The organism is Corynebacterium sp. 212_CJEI (assembly GCF_001055915.1).
Lineage (GTDB): Bacteria > Actinomycetota > Actinomycetes > Mycobacteriales > Mycobacteriaceae > Corynebacterium > Corynebacterium jeikeium_D.
On sequence record NZ_JVPT01000019.1, the window covers coordinates 1 to 13,073 of the forward strand.

The 13,073-nt window shown below is 62.7% G+C and carries 13 protein-coding genes; 8 read left to right on the forward strand and 5 right to left on the reverse strand.

Annotated elements, in window-relative coordinates:
- Positions 1-609 precede the first annotated feature (609 nt).
- From ADB02_RS01565 to ADB02_RS01585, 5 genes are all read left to right on the forward strand, one after another.
- Positions 610-825: a helix-turn-helix transcriptional regulator gene (locus tag ADB02_RS01565; RefSeq protein WP_049189456.1), complete on the forward strand. Its 216-nt coding sequence runs from the start codon at positions 610-612 to the stop codon at positions 823-825.
- A 78-nt stretch (positions 826-903) separates the two neighbouring features.
- Positions 904-2,925: a DNA polymerase gene (locus ADB02_RS01570; RefSeq protein WP_049189457.1), complete on the forward strand. Its 2,022-nt coding sequence runs from the start codon at positions 904-906 to the stop codon at positions 2,923-2,925.
- 3 nt (positions 2,926-2,928) lie between these two features.
- The gene (locus ADB02_RS01575) at positions 2,929-5,769 is read left to right on the forward strand and encodes a bifunctional DNA primase/polymerase (protein ID WP_049189458.1); all 2,841 of its coding nucleotides are present in this window, start codon (positions 2,929-2,931) and stop codon (positions 5,767-5,769) included.
- Positions 5,770-5,801: 32 nt separating this feature from the next.
- Positions 5,802-6,395, forward strand: a complete 594-nt coding sequence (locus tag ADB02_RS01580; RefSeq protein WP_049189459.1) for a hypothetical protein — start codon at positions 5,802-5,804, stop codon at positions 6,393-6,395.
- 202 nt (positions 6,396-6,597) lie between these two features.
- Positions 6,598-7,008 carry a hypothetical protein gene (locus ADB02_RS01585; protein WP_049189460.1) on the forward strand — a complete coding sequence of 137 codons (411 nt, stop codon included), beginning with the start codon at positions 6,598-6,600 and terminating at the stop codon, positions 7,006-7,008.
- 323 nt (positions 7,009-7,331) lie between these two features.
- On the opposite strand, the gene ADB02_RS01590 is transcribed toward ADB02_RS01585, so the two are convergent.
- The 5 genes from ADB02_RS01590 to ADB02_RS01610 form a co-directional block, all read right to left on the reverse strand.
- Positions 7,332-7,970: a hypothetical protein gene (locus tag ADB02_RS01590; protein ID WP_049189461.1), complete on the reverse strand. Its 639-nt coding sequence runs from the start codon at positions 7,968-7,970 to the stop codon at positions 7,332-7,334.
- Positions 7,971-7,979: 9 nt separating this feature from the next.
- Entirely contained in the window at positions 7,980-9,929 is a 1,950-nt protein-coding gene (locus ADB02_RS01595; RefSeq protein ID WP_049189462.1) for an FtsK/SpoIIIE domain-containing protein, read from the reverse strand.
- 12 nt (positions 9,930-9,941) lie between these two features.
- Positions 9,942-10,679: a hypothetical protein gene (locus tag ADB02_RS01600; protein WP_049189463.1), complete on the reverse strand. Its 738-nt coding sequence runs from the start codon at positions 10,677-10,679 to the stop codon at positions 9,942-9,944.
- Positions 10,672-11,304, reverse strand: coding sequence for a hypothetical protein (locus tag ADB02_RS01605; protein ID WP_049189464.1), 633 nt, complete (start codon positions 11,302-11,304; stop codon positions 10,672-10,674). Before ADB02_RS01605 ends, ADB02_RS01600 begins: the two co-directional genes overlap by 8 nt.
- Before the next feature lie 168 nt (positions 11,305-11,472).
- On the reverse strand, positions 11,473-11,667 hold the full coding sequence (locus tag ADB02_RS01610; protein ID WP_049189465.1) for a helix-turn-helix domain-containing protein: 195 nt from the start codon (positions 11,665-11,667) through the stop codon (positions 11,473-11,475).
- Positions 11,668-11,890: 223 nt separating this feature from the next.
- Between ADB02_RS01610 and ADB02_RS01615 the strand changes: the two genes are divergently transcribed.
- From ADB02_RS01615 to ADB02_RS01620, 3 genes are read left to right on the forward strand one after another with little or no spacing between them, the layout of a single operon-like run.
- Positions 11,891-12,292: a DUF6011 domain-containing protein gene (locus ADB02_RS01615; protein WP_160310017.1), complete on the forward strand. Its 402-nt coding sequence runs from the start codon at positions 11,891-11,893 to the stop codon at positions 12,290-12,292.
- Positions 12,289-12,426, forward strand: coding sequence for a helix-turn-helix domain-containing protein (locus ADB02_RS11215; protein WP_160310018.1), 138 nt, complete (start codon positions 12,289-12,291; stop codon positions 12,424-12,426). Before ADB02_RS01615 ends, ADB02_RS11215 begins: the two co-directional genes overlap by 4 nt.
- 2 nt (positions 12,427-12,428) lie before the next feature.
- The gene (locus ADB02_RS01620) at positions 12,429-12,638 is read left to right on the forward strand and encodes a hypothetical protein (RefSeq protein ID WP_049189467.1); all 210 of its coding nucleotides are present in this window, start codon (positions 12,429-12,431) and stop codon (positions 12,636-12,638) included.
- Positions 12,639-13,073: the final 435 nt, after the last annotated feature.

Here is a 13,073-nt window from a genome sequence, read left to right on the forward strand (position 1 = left end):
GGCGACAAAACCCCAGGTCAGAGGGGGTGTAGGCGGCGTAGGCGATTTTTCGGGCACATTCGCCCGTAGGCGGGAAAAAGAGGCTGAGGGGAGAGGGGCTAGTAAAAAGTAAAATTAATAGGAGAAACTTATAAATTTTACTCATGTATACACAGCTCCTAGCTCCGCCGCATAGCGGGGTGTAGGCGATTTTTGTGGTTGACCCTGAAAAATCGCCTACATCGCCTACATCCCCTCTGACCTGCGAAAACGTCGCCTACACCCCGCCTACGGCATCGCCTACACCGCCTACGCTCGCCGTCAGCTCTATAGCTGGGTGTCGTATGCCGCTTGTAGCTGCTGCAAAGCCGACCAGCCGAGCGCTTTTAGGCGCGCAAAGTGGCCCACTACCCCCGAATTAGTGTGGCCGAAGTGACAATTTTCTAGGTAATAATTTCACGTTACCCGAGTAGGTACAAAGTTTACCACTCCTTGACCTGCTCTTTTCTAGTCCCTACCCCTTCTGTTGAGTACAAAGTTTACCATTTGCCCAGGTCAGGGCGGTAAATGGGGCGAAGAATGTGCTCAGGTAGGGGGTAATGTGAGCAAGTGAAAGGAGGTCAGCCAAAGATGACCGAGACAGTACTTCCGCGCTTCTACACCGAGGCGCAGGTCGCCGAGATGCTGGGTGTCTCTGAGCGCACAATGCAGGCCCGCCGTATGCGGGGCGCAGACGTGCCCCCGTACATTCAGCCAAGCCCCAAGCTGCTGCGGTATCCCGCAGACGCGCTACGACGCTGGGTGGAGGAGCAGACAATCTCACACACGCCCAGCGCCGCAGCTTAACCAGCGTCCAAATGAAAACGCCCCGGGCGACCGCTACATCGCTACCGGGGGCATCATTCAGACAACAAGGAGTTTACCATGTCCACCTGGACAAAAACCCGCCCAGAGTTCAAATCTCGCGTGCCTGTCACCCCTGCATGGGCTGGCACCTACACAGACCCCGCCACTGGCTGCCGCTACGTCGCCGGTGACCCCGCAGCCCTAGAGCCTGCTGTCACTGAGCTGATAGCTACAGCCCGAGCCACAGGCACACCGCTGGGCACTGACACGGAGACCTGCGGCACGGCTCCACAGCATCGCCGCCAGGTCAAGTGCGTGACTGTCGGTACTAAGGATTTGGTTGTCCTGCTCGACCCCCGTGACGCGTACCAGCTGCTGCTAATTCGCCGCGTCCTAGCCGAGGCCCCCGGCCTCGTTTTCCACAACTCGCCGTTCGACGTGGCGGCCCTCGCGGAGTCAGGCATCGCGGAGTCCAACGACTTCATTCACCGCGTCGTCGATACAGTAATCCCCGCGCGCTGGCTGCGAAAGTGGTCGCGCGCGGGCGCACTGTCGAGCGCTGACCTCGCCACTGCACTGGCTACCTACCTGCCAGACGAGGCGACGGCCAACGGCGGCGACGTTGCCGACTACTGCGCTGCCCTCGGCATCACAAAAGCCGAGTGGTTCCGCTACGGCGATATTGACCTGCGCCCCTACGCCCTGGGTGCCATGAACGACGTTCGCCTGCTCCCGGCGCTGTTTGAGGCGCTACAGGAGGCTCTGCGCGCCGCGTGGACTTCCACGCCTTACGGACACTGGCGACTCGACAACGACGGCGTAGAGCGCGTTTTCTGGCGCGAGCAGTACGTGAACCGGGTGTTTCTCCTCTCCACGTTTCGCGGGGTCGGGGTCAACGCCTCCGCCCTCGCCGAGTTCGACGCGGCCCACGCCGACGAGCTGGCACAGGCTGAGGAGACCCTGCGAGCCGCCGGTATCATTGACAAGCGCGGCACCCGCCGCGGGCACCGTGTCACCGCTGCCCTCGTCAAGGAGGGGCTGGTCAAGGCCGAGGACGTTGTAGGCAACAAGGAGAACGAGAAGAACCCGGAGGGTTACAAGGCCACCGCCGCAATTTTTGAGCCGTTCTTCGGTAAGCACGAGCTGGCGACAGCCTGGCTTACCGTGTCGCGCCTCACGCACACCCGCAAGGACTACCTGGTAAAAACGCTGGACGAGCGGGGCGTAGACGGACGTATCCGCCCCACTGTGAGCGTGACCTCCGCCGTTACCGGCCGCATGGCCTACAGCTCCCCGCCGCTGCAACAGTTCAACAAGGACGCGCGGCCCATCATTGCCATGGACACCGACCCTAAGGGGTGTGTCTCGATTGACTTCTCGGCTATCGAGCCGATGGTCGCCGCCCTCATGTCCGGGCAGACGGATTACTTCGACGCTGTGGTCGCAGGTGGCGACGCGTACATTCCCGTGGGCCGCATGGCTGGGCTAATCCCCGAGGGCATTCCCGATTTTCCCCCAGAGGGATTGACCGAGGAGGAGGCCGAGGCTTTCGACTGCGCCAAGAACCACCCGGGCCGAAAGCAGGCTAAGAAAATCATTCTCGGCCTACTGTACGGCACGGGTGAGGAGGCACTGGCCGAGAGCCTAGGCCTGCCTATGGAGCAGGCTCTGGCCGTCCGCTCCGCAGTTTTCGGTGCCATGCGCCGAATTCACAATTTCCTGATGGACGCTAAAGATTCTGCCAACCGGCTGGGTAGCATCATCACCGCCAGCGGGCGCATTGTCCCGGTAGCCTACAACCGCGACCGTAAGCCGTGGCAGGCACTGTACCGCGGCTTTACCGCACAGAATTACATCTGCCAGGGAACCGCATACGACATTCTGGCGGAGGTCATTGCTGAGCTGTACCACATGGGTCTCGGTGAGCATATCCAAATGGCGATTCACGACGAGCTGATTGTCGATGCCTCGGTCGCCGACCAGGTAACTGAGGTCATGGAGCAGGCCACGAAATATCTTGAGCGGGTTGTGCCTGGCGCGTCTCAGCGTCGCTTCGTTGTCGATGCCCACAGCCTCCCGACTCACTGGAAAGCGGTGTAAACCATGCTTGGAAATTCCGACGTTTTTGCGACGGCTAGCCTGTTCACCGAGCACACGGTCGAGGCAACTATCGCCGCCGCCCACCACTACGCTGAGCAGGGCATGAGTGTGCTGGTCGTCGAGCCAGGCGGCAAGGTGCCCGTGGACTTCCGCTCAGAGGCGGACAAGGCTAACGGCGTTAAGGGTGGCGTGTACCAGGCGACCCGCGACAAGGGACTGCTGGCTGAGCGTATCCGCCGCGCCGCTGAAACTCACGGCGGTGCGGCACCTAATATCGCGGTCACACCCCAGCCGGGGGAGACCGGCCAGTGGTTCTGTATCGACAGTGACACCGAGGCGGAGGACACCGCTCTCACGGGCTGGTGGGAGGCCAACGTCGGTACCCCCTTTCCCGGGGTCACGGTCGCCACGCCGGGCGATACGCGCACCCATGACGGTCGCGGCGGACACCTGTACCTGCGGCTGCCGGATAACGTGATGCTGCCGGAGGCTTCCAGCTTCTCCGTGTCTCACGGCGACTCTAAATTTGATGTGATGGGCGCGCGTAAGTACACGCTCGTGCCGCCCAGCTCCCGGGTCGGCGCTGAGGGCACGGAGAAGCTGTACCGCGTGGTGGGCAGCATGGTGCCCGCTCCGCAGGCGCTGATTGATGCAATCCTCGACCACGCTGCGGTGAAAACGGCACAGGCCGAGGTGCCCCATGTGCCCGACGAGGTAGACAATTTTTTTAGGCATGTCCAGTGGCCGACGCTGCTGCCACCGATGGGCTGCGTAGACACAGGTACTCGTGACACCTGTGGCTGTCCTATCTGGACGCGCCCGGGTAACCCGCAGTCGGCAAAATCCATCACTGCCCACGAGGACGGCTGCACCTACGAGGGTAACCAGGGCAAGGCTCCTGGCACCATGGCCGCACGGCTGTGGACGACTGAGCGCAGCTGGTTGCCTGACTGGATACGTGACGACGCGCAGGTGATAACCAAGTTGCAGGCGTATGCCGCAGGCAAAGGTCTGACAGTCAAGGAGGCCCGTGAGTCGCTGGGCCTGTCCTGCGGCGCTACAGGTGTCCGTGGCTTCGGTCAGGTCTCGGAGGCCTCCCCGGCAGTCATGGCACCTGTAGGCTCCGCTGTCCCGGCTCCGGTACCACAGCAGTCGCAGCCGCAGCAGCCGCAGCCACAGCCGCAGCAGCTGATGCCGTTCGTCCCGCGCATCGTGGAGCCGGACACGACTCCGGTGCAGTACGCCGCCGAGACCGAGGTGGACGAGCCTGCGCCCGAGTCCCTGTGGCCGGTGACCCAGCGTGAGGGAGAGTCTGAGCGGTCGTTCGCCATGCGCCAACAGATTATTGCCGAGCTGAGTGCCCACATGTCGGAGCTGTACCCGGCAGGGTACCCGTGTGACCCGGAGCTGTTGCAGGTGTTCAACACCTCGCCGCAGTTGCAGCTTATCTATCAGCTGGCGCAGCGTTTCGAGCTGTCGCCGTGGGCGATGCTCGCGCACACACTAGAGCTGACTGGTCAGCCCCTCCCGGCCAATATCAAGGTTGCCGACGGCAAGAACCTGGATAAGGCCAAGGGTGTCGGCCTCTACACGGCCTACATGGGTGACTCCGGCGACGGCAAATCCACCTCTGAGGACGTGGTGAGCCTCATTGCTGACCTCACCGACTACTCGCTGCTGTCAGCATCGCCGATTCAAGAGGGCAAGCTGCCTAGCCGAGACGAGATTTTCTCCTCTATCCCGACCCCGAACTCGGGGGAGGTCATTGCCGACCAGCTCACCGAGCTGCCAGATACCAGCGGCGACGGGGAAGAGGGTTCCACCGAGCCTGACCGCTACGGTCGGAAAATCTATGCGGGCTGGGTACCGGAGATTCACCCGGTGAAGCTCTACACGGTTGATGAGGGTTCCACTCTGCTGAACCGTGCCAACGGCACCAAGGAGAGTAAAGGCGCATTGCTCGGCGTGCTGGCGACCGCGTGGACAGCCGGGCGGCTCGGCACTGCCGCACGCACCAGCGGCGGTAAAAACTCACCAGCTATCAATGCGCCCTACCGCATCGACCTGCACCTGAACCTGCAGCCGCAGCTGGCCGACGGGCTTATCAAAAACACCCAGCTTGGTTTTACGCAGCGCTTTCTCATGGTGGAGCCGCTGAACCTGCTGCTAGACGCTGACTTGCCGCCCGTGGTCGAGGAGCCGCCAGCGGGCACCCGCTTCGTGCTGCCAGAGCTGGCTGTAAACGACGAGGTGATAGTCACCCTGTGCGACGAGGCGGCGGAGGAGCAGGGCTACCTCAAGGCAAAACGGCGCATTCAGCGCGCACGTGGCGAGCACGTCACCGACTCGCACGTCGGTCTAGTGCTAGGAAAACTCGCCGCGCGCATCGCCCTGCTGCACGGCGACATGGAGGTCACCCCGCAGTGGTGGGAGGTCGCCAAGGCGGTCTACGAGGCTCACACTCGCACCCGCGCTCACGTCGATTACGTGGTCGAGCAGGAGGCGCACGACGCGGACACTGAGGACGGTGCCCGCCAGGCGCGCGTAGAGGCCGGTAAACGCCGCACTGCCGACAACGACCGCCACCGCCTAGAGACTGCGCTGCTCACCTCAGCTGTGCGCCTGCATCACCGAGAGGACGGCGACGCTCTACCTGCCCGCCGCATCAAACAGGGTCTGACGGCCACCGTGCGCAAGCGTGCCACAAACGACGAAAAGGACGCTGCGCTACAGCGTCTAGTCAACGCCGGACTGCTGCGCTCCGTGACAGCCCCAGCCGGGTCGCAGTCGGCCTGGTTCCAGCCTACACCCGCCGGATTGGCTCAGGTCGAGCAGTCCGCATAACCCCGCCCGACGCGCCAGGCAGAGAGGAAACCATGCACATTTTCGAGAACGACGACGGCACCATCACCGCCACGCGCAGCAGGCGCAACGGGGTAGTCACCTCGGTGACGTTCACCCCTGACACGGCGGAGAGGGTCACTGCCGCCGCCGAGTGCCTACCAGGCGACCCCGAGCAGGCCGAGGACGACCTGTACCTGGCGCTGTCGCGTATCTGCCGGGCACCCGCTACCTACGTGGCAGCGCAGCAGCGGGTCGCTGACCTCCTCGACGAGATGAGCGACGAGGTAGACCCGTCGGAGGTCGAGGTCTCCCTGCTCGGCGACTTCACCTGGCGCGCCTGGTGGTTCCACGGGGCTGGCACCCGCCACCTGTACCAGCTGCTGTCTAGCGACGTGCTGACGCTCGGCCAGCTGGTCGAGGAGGCATACCGCACCGGCGTGCAGCTGACCTACTCGGACGTGCTGGACGACGTGGACGTGTATCGCGTCGCACGGCTCGGCGACTACTATGCCGGGCCTCCGCACTGGGCAGACCGCGCTGTGACCCGCTACGTGGAGCACGCCCTCATAGTCGGCTGCGGTAATCTCGCGGCGGACGCGCCTATCCTCGCGCGAAAGGCGGCGTAGCCTACCCGCCGCCTATCCACCCGCCCCGCCCGACGCGGCACTGCACTACTCCATGCAGTGCCGCGTCGGGCTTTTCCTATGCCTGACCTAGGAAAATGTAGCAGGTCGCCGAACAAGTTTCCTATCCTGCACCCTGTTCACGGTCGCACACCCGTGTTAGAATAAGGTCAAGTGTCCAGAGTTGATTTAAGGAGCGTACACAATGGATACATCGTTTTTCGAGCGTCAGCAGGAAGCAATGGCACGTGTAGCCGAGTCGCAGGAGTCCTACGACAGTGCAGAAGAGGCGTACCAGGAGGCAGTAGCCGAGCGCGCGGATACCTACAACGAGGTTAAAGCCGAGCGCGAGCAGCGTATGGCAGCACTTGAGGAGCAGCAGGCCCGCCAGCGTGCCGCGCTTAGCGCGGAGATGGATAATGACTACGCGGAGACGCTGGCCGAGGCCGACCGCACGGTGAACTCCGCGGTGGAGGCGGTCAACTCCGCGCAGGACGCTTGGCGGGAGACAATCACCGCGGAGGTGGAGTCTAAGACGGTCACTCGACCGCAAATCGAAATGGCAGGTTTGGTGCTGCCGCAGCGTCGCCACACGCACCGAAAGGCGGTCGCCTAGCAGCCTGTAGCTAGCTCCCCAGGAAACATTTCCTGGGGGCTTTTTCGTGCGTCAAAACTCGCCACCTGTCGGGCACTGTGGCAGGCTACAGGCAGCAGGGAACAGGCCACCTGCGGGCAGGTCGCAGGCGGCAGGCAGACCGCACCCTGTACCGGGGGATAGACCGCGGTCTAGACCAAGAAAAGTAAACCCTGTACCAGGGGAATAAGCATAGACGCTTAGCGTTAAAGTCCTAGACAGTCTAGGTTAAAGTCCTAGATAGTCAGAGACAGAAAACCCGCCTCGAACCCAGTTTTCCCAGGAACGAAGCGGGTTTTCGGGGTCTATACCCGGGGTATGAGGGGGTCTTGTGGTCTAGAGCCGGGTACAACCGCCAGTCGGGCCGACATTACAGTGCTCGAAGTACCCATAAGCCGGGCCAGGTCTGCCACGGCTAGACCGGCCATGCGACAGGCTCCCAGCCCCCTTGTAATGCTCAACCTATCCAGCTCCGTGAGCTTTTCACAGGCGAGCCACGCAGCCACGTCTCCCGCGTCAAAATGCTGCTCTTTCTGGCTGCTCTGCAACCCCGCCTTGCGGTACACGTACGTAAATCGCAGCTGTGCCAGCGCCTGCCGCATGAGGCGTGTCGCCGCCTCCGTAGGGGCAGGCGGTGCTGCCACAGGCATGGTCTCCAAGCCGGGCGCACGACCATTCACGAACTTATCCAATCGGTTCTGTGACACGCCTGCGAGCTTCGCCACCGCCCGCTCCGGCACCTTAAAACCAATCAGCGCACCTAGCGCGTCGCGGTGCCATTGCAAGGTGCCCAGCTGTCCCGCGTCCTCTAAGTCGCGGAGCAGGGCGGGGGCGGTAGCCCACATTTCCGAGTCGTCGGCGGCAGTCGCCGCGGCCTGTAGCCGGTGCTCTAGCTCCGCGCGTGCGCGCCCAGCTGCATTGTAAATCTTCTGTGTATCTTTCACTGTTTCCTCCTAGTGATAAGTGATGTGTTCGTCGCCCGTAACCCGTGCCTCGTGGCCCCGGTAGGAGGCCGAGAGTACGTCATACTCGGCTGCCCACGGCAACGGTTTCCCGGCTAGCTGCGACTCGGTAACTCGCACCCAGGGAAGCTGCGCCAGCTCGTCACACGTATAGTCCTGCCAGCGCGGCGGTAGCTCCTCGCCCTTTTTGCGACCGGCTGGCTCCACTGCCGCGTCGAACATCGGTGCCAGTCGCGGAGTCACGCACGGAATTGTTTTGTAGACCCGCTCGACGGTCTTCCAGGTCTTGCGAACGTCCGCATTTTTCTCTCCGTCGAGGCGACCCGGGACATAGCCGTACGGTGCTGCCACACGCTGCGCGGTGACCTCGCCACTCGGCAGCGTGCTCATGGCGATACCCTGGCCCGGTGTGCCGGGCGGGATAGCCGCCGATAGTTCTTTAGCGGTCTCCGCCGCGTCGCCAGCCACCACGCCGAGCGTGTAGGCCTCGGGCACACCCAGCGACAAGCGGGCCTTAATATTGCCTTTCATATCGCCAGGAAAAGTTTCCGCGTACAAGGTCTGGGCGACGAAAAGGACATGGATACGGGCAGCACGGGCCTTTTGCAGAACCGTCGTGAGCTTCGCCTGCACACCCGCCCAACCCGCGTTCTGCGGGTGCGATTTAACGTTGATTGATTTAGCGAACGCGCCATACTCGTCGAAAAGCACAACCAGCGGGCGCGGCTCGTAGACCTCCCCGGAGATAGCCGCCGCCGTTTGCTGCGCATACCTGTGTTCCATCTCCGCGTGTACCCATTGGATTAGACGGACGTGCTCCGCGTCCGTACTCGTGTACATGGCAACGTTGGGCAGGTGCTGCACCAGGGGCACGTAATCCGACGAGCCTTTACCGTCCGCTACCATAACGTCGGCACCCGCCAGCACGCAGCTGGTCAGTAGCCACGAAGCCCAGAACGATTTACCGGAGCCAGTGCCGCCGCCGACCAGTGCGTGCGGTGAGCGTGCCATGGCCGCCGACAGCACATCGCCGTCCGCAGTGCGCCCCTGCACCCAGGACAGCCGCGGATACGCGGCAACAGACGACGCATAGAAATCTTCCAGCGAGTCTGTACCCGTCACATGGAGCTGTTCGTCCGCGCCTGGCACCCACGGGGTCATGCGGGCAGCACGCGGCGGGGTCACGATAGCTACCCGGTCGGCAGCCAAGCGGCGCAGCTCCACGTCGCATTTCACAACACCGCGCAGCTTCTCCACAGTGCGGTTCCATACGTCGAAACCCACTGTCGGCGGAGTCTTGACAACGAGGTAGCCGCGTCCGTCGCCAGTCACGCCCCAGCCTTGTGGGGTAGGGCACAGGTAGTTCGTTACACCGTCTGCGCGCTTAGTTACGTAGGCTAAACCCAGCTTGTGCATTGTGCGATTCCAGTGTGCCAGGGTCGTGGCCTGCACCAGCTCCCACAGCTGCCGCGCGTCACGTTTGACTAGCTGATAGCCCCGCGTGGCCTGCATATCGTGACCCGCGACTTGTGCCGTGAGGCCCGTGCCAGTCACATCATAGAACCCGGCAGAGCGCAGAGCTTCCACCGCGTCGCCCGCGTCCAGTTCCAGAGTCAGCCCCACCGAGTCAGGCTCGAAACGCACCACGTGGTCGTGCCACGACTGCGGGGAAAACACCGCGCCGTACACGCGCAGTAGGTCACGCACCGCCTCGCCGGGCAGCTTGCCCACACCCGGCTCATGGAACGAGCCGCCCTTTACATGCTGCGCGAGCTGCGCATATTTTTCGCGGTAGGCAGCGAGGTCGGCCACAGCCTCCTCGATAAGCTCCCGGTCGCAAAATCCCTCGTCCACGGTGTCCGTCTCTGCCGCCTGCTCCGTGTCGCCGGGAACCTGCGGCAGGTCGCTGTCGCCGAGTCCGGCGAAAAAGTCTTTAGCCATTTTTCTTTCTCCTTAAACGTTCGTCCACGACTCGGTGGCGACTTCCGCGTCGGGCCTGTCGGCAGTGGTCATGGTGAAAACGAATTGGCCGTTAGCCTGGTCGATGTAGAAGTCGAAAAGGTCACGCACGTTGAGCCGCCGCCTGATAATTTCCTCGACCTTTTCCAGGTCAGCGAGGCGGTACTGGCTGGGTGCGTAGATACGCGCTTCCACATCGCCGGACTCTGCTAGCGGAGTCAGCGCAACCGTGTAGCAGCCAGTCCGTACCGCTTTGCCGTTCTCGTCGTAGGTGACTTTCGCCAGGCCGCCTGCCGCTAGCGCGTCGTCCAAATCGGCGAAGCGGCCGCGCCCGGTTTTCTGGTCGAACACGACCGTCACCGCGCTGCTGGGTGGTACTTGCAGCTCGTAACGGCGACCTTTGAACCACGCGAGAAGCCACAGGGCAATGGCCGCCACCGCCGTGTACCCGGCAGCTGCGTTGTGCAGCAGCACTGACACGATGTACAACACGGCGAGGACTGTCAGCCAGCGGAGCCACCGCCTGCGCCAGGTAGGCTGCCACAGCCAACGCGGGGTGTTGATGCGCGGCAGGCTCCACCGCGGGCGGGGCAGCCCCAGCCAGTCGAGCAGCCCGACGCGCCTGGCCGTCTCCTGTGGCTGGGCAAAGTCCACATCTGGGTCGGCGAGCGGCTGCATGAGCGCGGTCTCGGCCTCGTTCACCGGGTAGAACGCGCGAGTTTCGTCATTCATTACTGCCTCCACAAATCATGTTGAATGCCACCAGGTAGGTCGCGTACGGCTGCCGTACGCGGCCCTCGTCGAGCGCCTTGTTATAGATGGAGTACCGCTTGCTGTCGCTGACCTCGCCGCACACCCACGACTCCTGTGGCAGCTCCGTGCGCCAGCCGCGGTCGCAGCCGTCAGGAACCAAGTAGGTGTCAGCGTCCGGGTCAGAGTTGACCTGGAACGCTGGCGGGGTGCCCGTGCCGACCCAGTTAAAACACGCTTTTAGAATGTCAGGTCGGTAGGGGCGCACCTGGCCGAGGTCGTCCACGAGCTGCTGCCCGCGCTCATACGGCGACGAGGTGGTAGACGACGGCGGCTGCGGGGTAGTGGAGCTAGTCACAGCTGGGCTAGCGGTTGTCGCCTCGCGGCTGCCACTGGTGCCGTGTGGCAGCCACAGCCACACGGTGAGTAGCGCGAGCGCCGTGCAAGCTGCATAAGCAAGACGCGACACATCACGCGGGTGCGGGCGAACGCCGCCGTATTTCGCCGTGACCGGCTCGGGGCCTGGCAGCGTGGAAGAAAATTCTTCAAATTCTCGTTGCGCCCCGTCGCTGTGGAACGGTGGAACGTCGAGGATTACCGACTTCACTGCACTGCCTCCTTTCTAAATGTCACTGTGACAAATTGACGTGTGCTCACAGCAGGCCTCCCAGCAGGTGGATTAGCTGGCTAGGGTCGATTCCCGCAGCTGCTCCGCCACCACCAGCCAGCAGGAAACCGAGGCCGACATAGCCCAATTTCTTTTTCATTGACTTGCTCATTTCCCAGCCCCCAGTCCCAGCGCCTCGCGCAGTGGGCGGGCAGGCCACCTCAGCACGCGGCCAACCTGCACGGCCACGATTTCCTTGTCTCCGACTACGACGCGTCGGGCGCGGGTCAGCGTGCGGGGGTCAACGTGCAGCAGGTCGGCGACCTGCTCCGTGGACAGCGTGGAGGGGGTGCTTCTCGACATTTCAGTTTGCCTTTCACTACATTATCTGTTATCTACCTACATCTTACTACCGCTCGGGGCAGCAAAGTCAAGTATTTAGACTTCACTTTCTTGTTAAGAAACCAGGTGAGGTTTAGAATGGAGCTGTGTCAGGGCATTTCCGCAGGTCACTCGCAAACATGCAGGTGGAAGCGGCGAGGTTCTGACACAGCGAAAATCAACTTGACAAATGGAGGTTTTGACCATGACCACAGGGGCACCCCCGGTCACCTACGGCGACGACACACTCCGTTATCTCCGCACAGCGCCGCCGGAGGCAGTGCAGCAGTGGGTGCGGGAACAGGCGGCGTTTATCCGCGACCTGGACTTGCCCAGCAGCCAGCGCGGCTGGGTTATCGACGAGGGGCCGGTTCCCTTGGAGTTAGCGCCGTACTGGGCTGTCCGCCGCGCGCTGCGAGGGCGTGGCCGCGACGAAGAGGTAACCCGGGCGCTCGACAGCCTCCGCCACCCCGCCGAGGAAGTTCCCGACGGATACGGCACAGCGTTCGTCGCCCGCTGCTCCATCTGCGGCAAGCCATTGACTAATCCGCGCAGCCTGGCGCGTGGAGTCGGCGACGAGTGCTGGGGAAAGGTGGGTGTCCAGTGAGGCCGCGACTGATTACCGAGGAGCGCACCGACCTGGTGCGTTGGCTCGACGAGCAGGGAAAGAGCACGGCGGAGATTGCCGACATACTGCGGGTGAGTCCGTCTACCGTGCAGCGAATGAAAAGGAGCATTTAAAAATGGAAAACCTCAACAAGCCAATTGCGGCGGCAATCGCACTGGTCGCCGTGACCTGCCTCGCTATCGCGGGGCTGCTGACTGTTGCCGTGTACCAGGCGCAGGGCACGGCGCAGCCGCCAGGCGCGGCGCGGGAGGTAGATACGAGCGGCGACAGCTACCCGACGGTTCCCACGGAGGGTGTTGCACCCGACGACGCAGGGAGCCTGTAGCGAGTAGCCGGGAGCCGAGGGGCTGGGAGTAATCCTGGCCCCTTTTTTTCTGTGCGTGGGGTAGTGGAGACGGTCGCTGCAACCCCACTACAACCTCACTACAACCTCGGGGTTGTAGTGGGAGTGATTGGCAGTGACCTAGAATGGGCATAGGCGCAGGTAAGTACGGTTCTGCCACCCCACACCAGGGGATAGCAGGGAGTTCAAGTCTCCCCAGGCGCACACATAAATACCCCGTGACTATGCAGGTCACGGGGTGTTTTCGTTCTCCAGCCCGCCAGATTTTTCGCCCTCATTACGCTGCGTGCCCAAAATCTGCCCCATTTCCCGCCCGAAGCTATTCCAAGGTCGCTAATCTCCCGTGCACGGTGTAGAACCATGACTATGAAAATTGTTGTCTGCGTCGTTTATCCCCGCTATCCGGATAACACTGAA

Bases quoted from the DNA above. Each gene is read 5' to 3' on its own strand.
- ADB02_RS01565 (WP_049189456.1), top strand. From the start codon at position 610: ATGACCGAGACAGTACTTCCGCGCTTCTACACCGAGGCGCAGGTCGCC.
- ADB02_RS01570 (WP_049189457.1), top strand. From the start codon at position 904: ATGTCCACCTGGACAAAAACCCGCCCAGAGTTCAAATCTCGCGTGCCT.
- ADB02_RS01575 (WP_049189458.1), top strand. From the start codon at position 2,929: ATGCTTGGAAATTCCGACGTTTTTGCGACGGCTAGCCTGTTCACCGAG.
- ADB02_RS01580 (WP_049189459.1), top strand. From the start codon at position 5,802: ATGCACATTTTCGAGAACGACGACGGCACCATCACCGCCACGCGCAGC.
- ADB02_RS01585 (WP_049189460.1), top strand. From the start codon at position 6,598: ATGGATACATCGTTTTTCGAGCGTCAGCAGGAAGCAATGGCACGTGTA.
- ADB02_RS01595 (WP_049189462.1), bottom strand. From the start codon at position 9,929: ATGGCTAAAGACTTTTTCGCCGGACTCGGCGACAGCGACCTGCCGCAG.
- ADB02_RS01600 (WP_049189463.1), bottom strand. From the start codon at position 10,679: ATGAATGACGAAACTCGCGCGTTCTACCCGGTGAACGAGGCCGAGACC.
- ADB02_RS01610 (WP_049189465.1), bottom strand. From the start codon at position 11,667: ATGTCGAGAAGCACCCCCTCCACGCTGTCCACGGAGCAGGTCGCCGAC.
- ADB02_RS01615 (WP_160310017.1), top strand. From the start codon at position 11,891: ATGACCACAGGGGCACCCCCGGTCACCTACGGCGACGACACACTCCGT.
- ADB02_RS01620 (WP_049189467.1), top strand. From the start codon at position 12,429: ATGGAAAACCTCAACAAGCCAATTGCGGCGGCAATCGCACTGGTCGCC.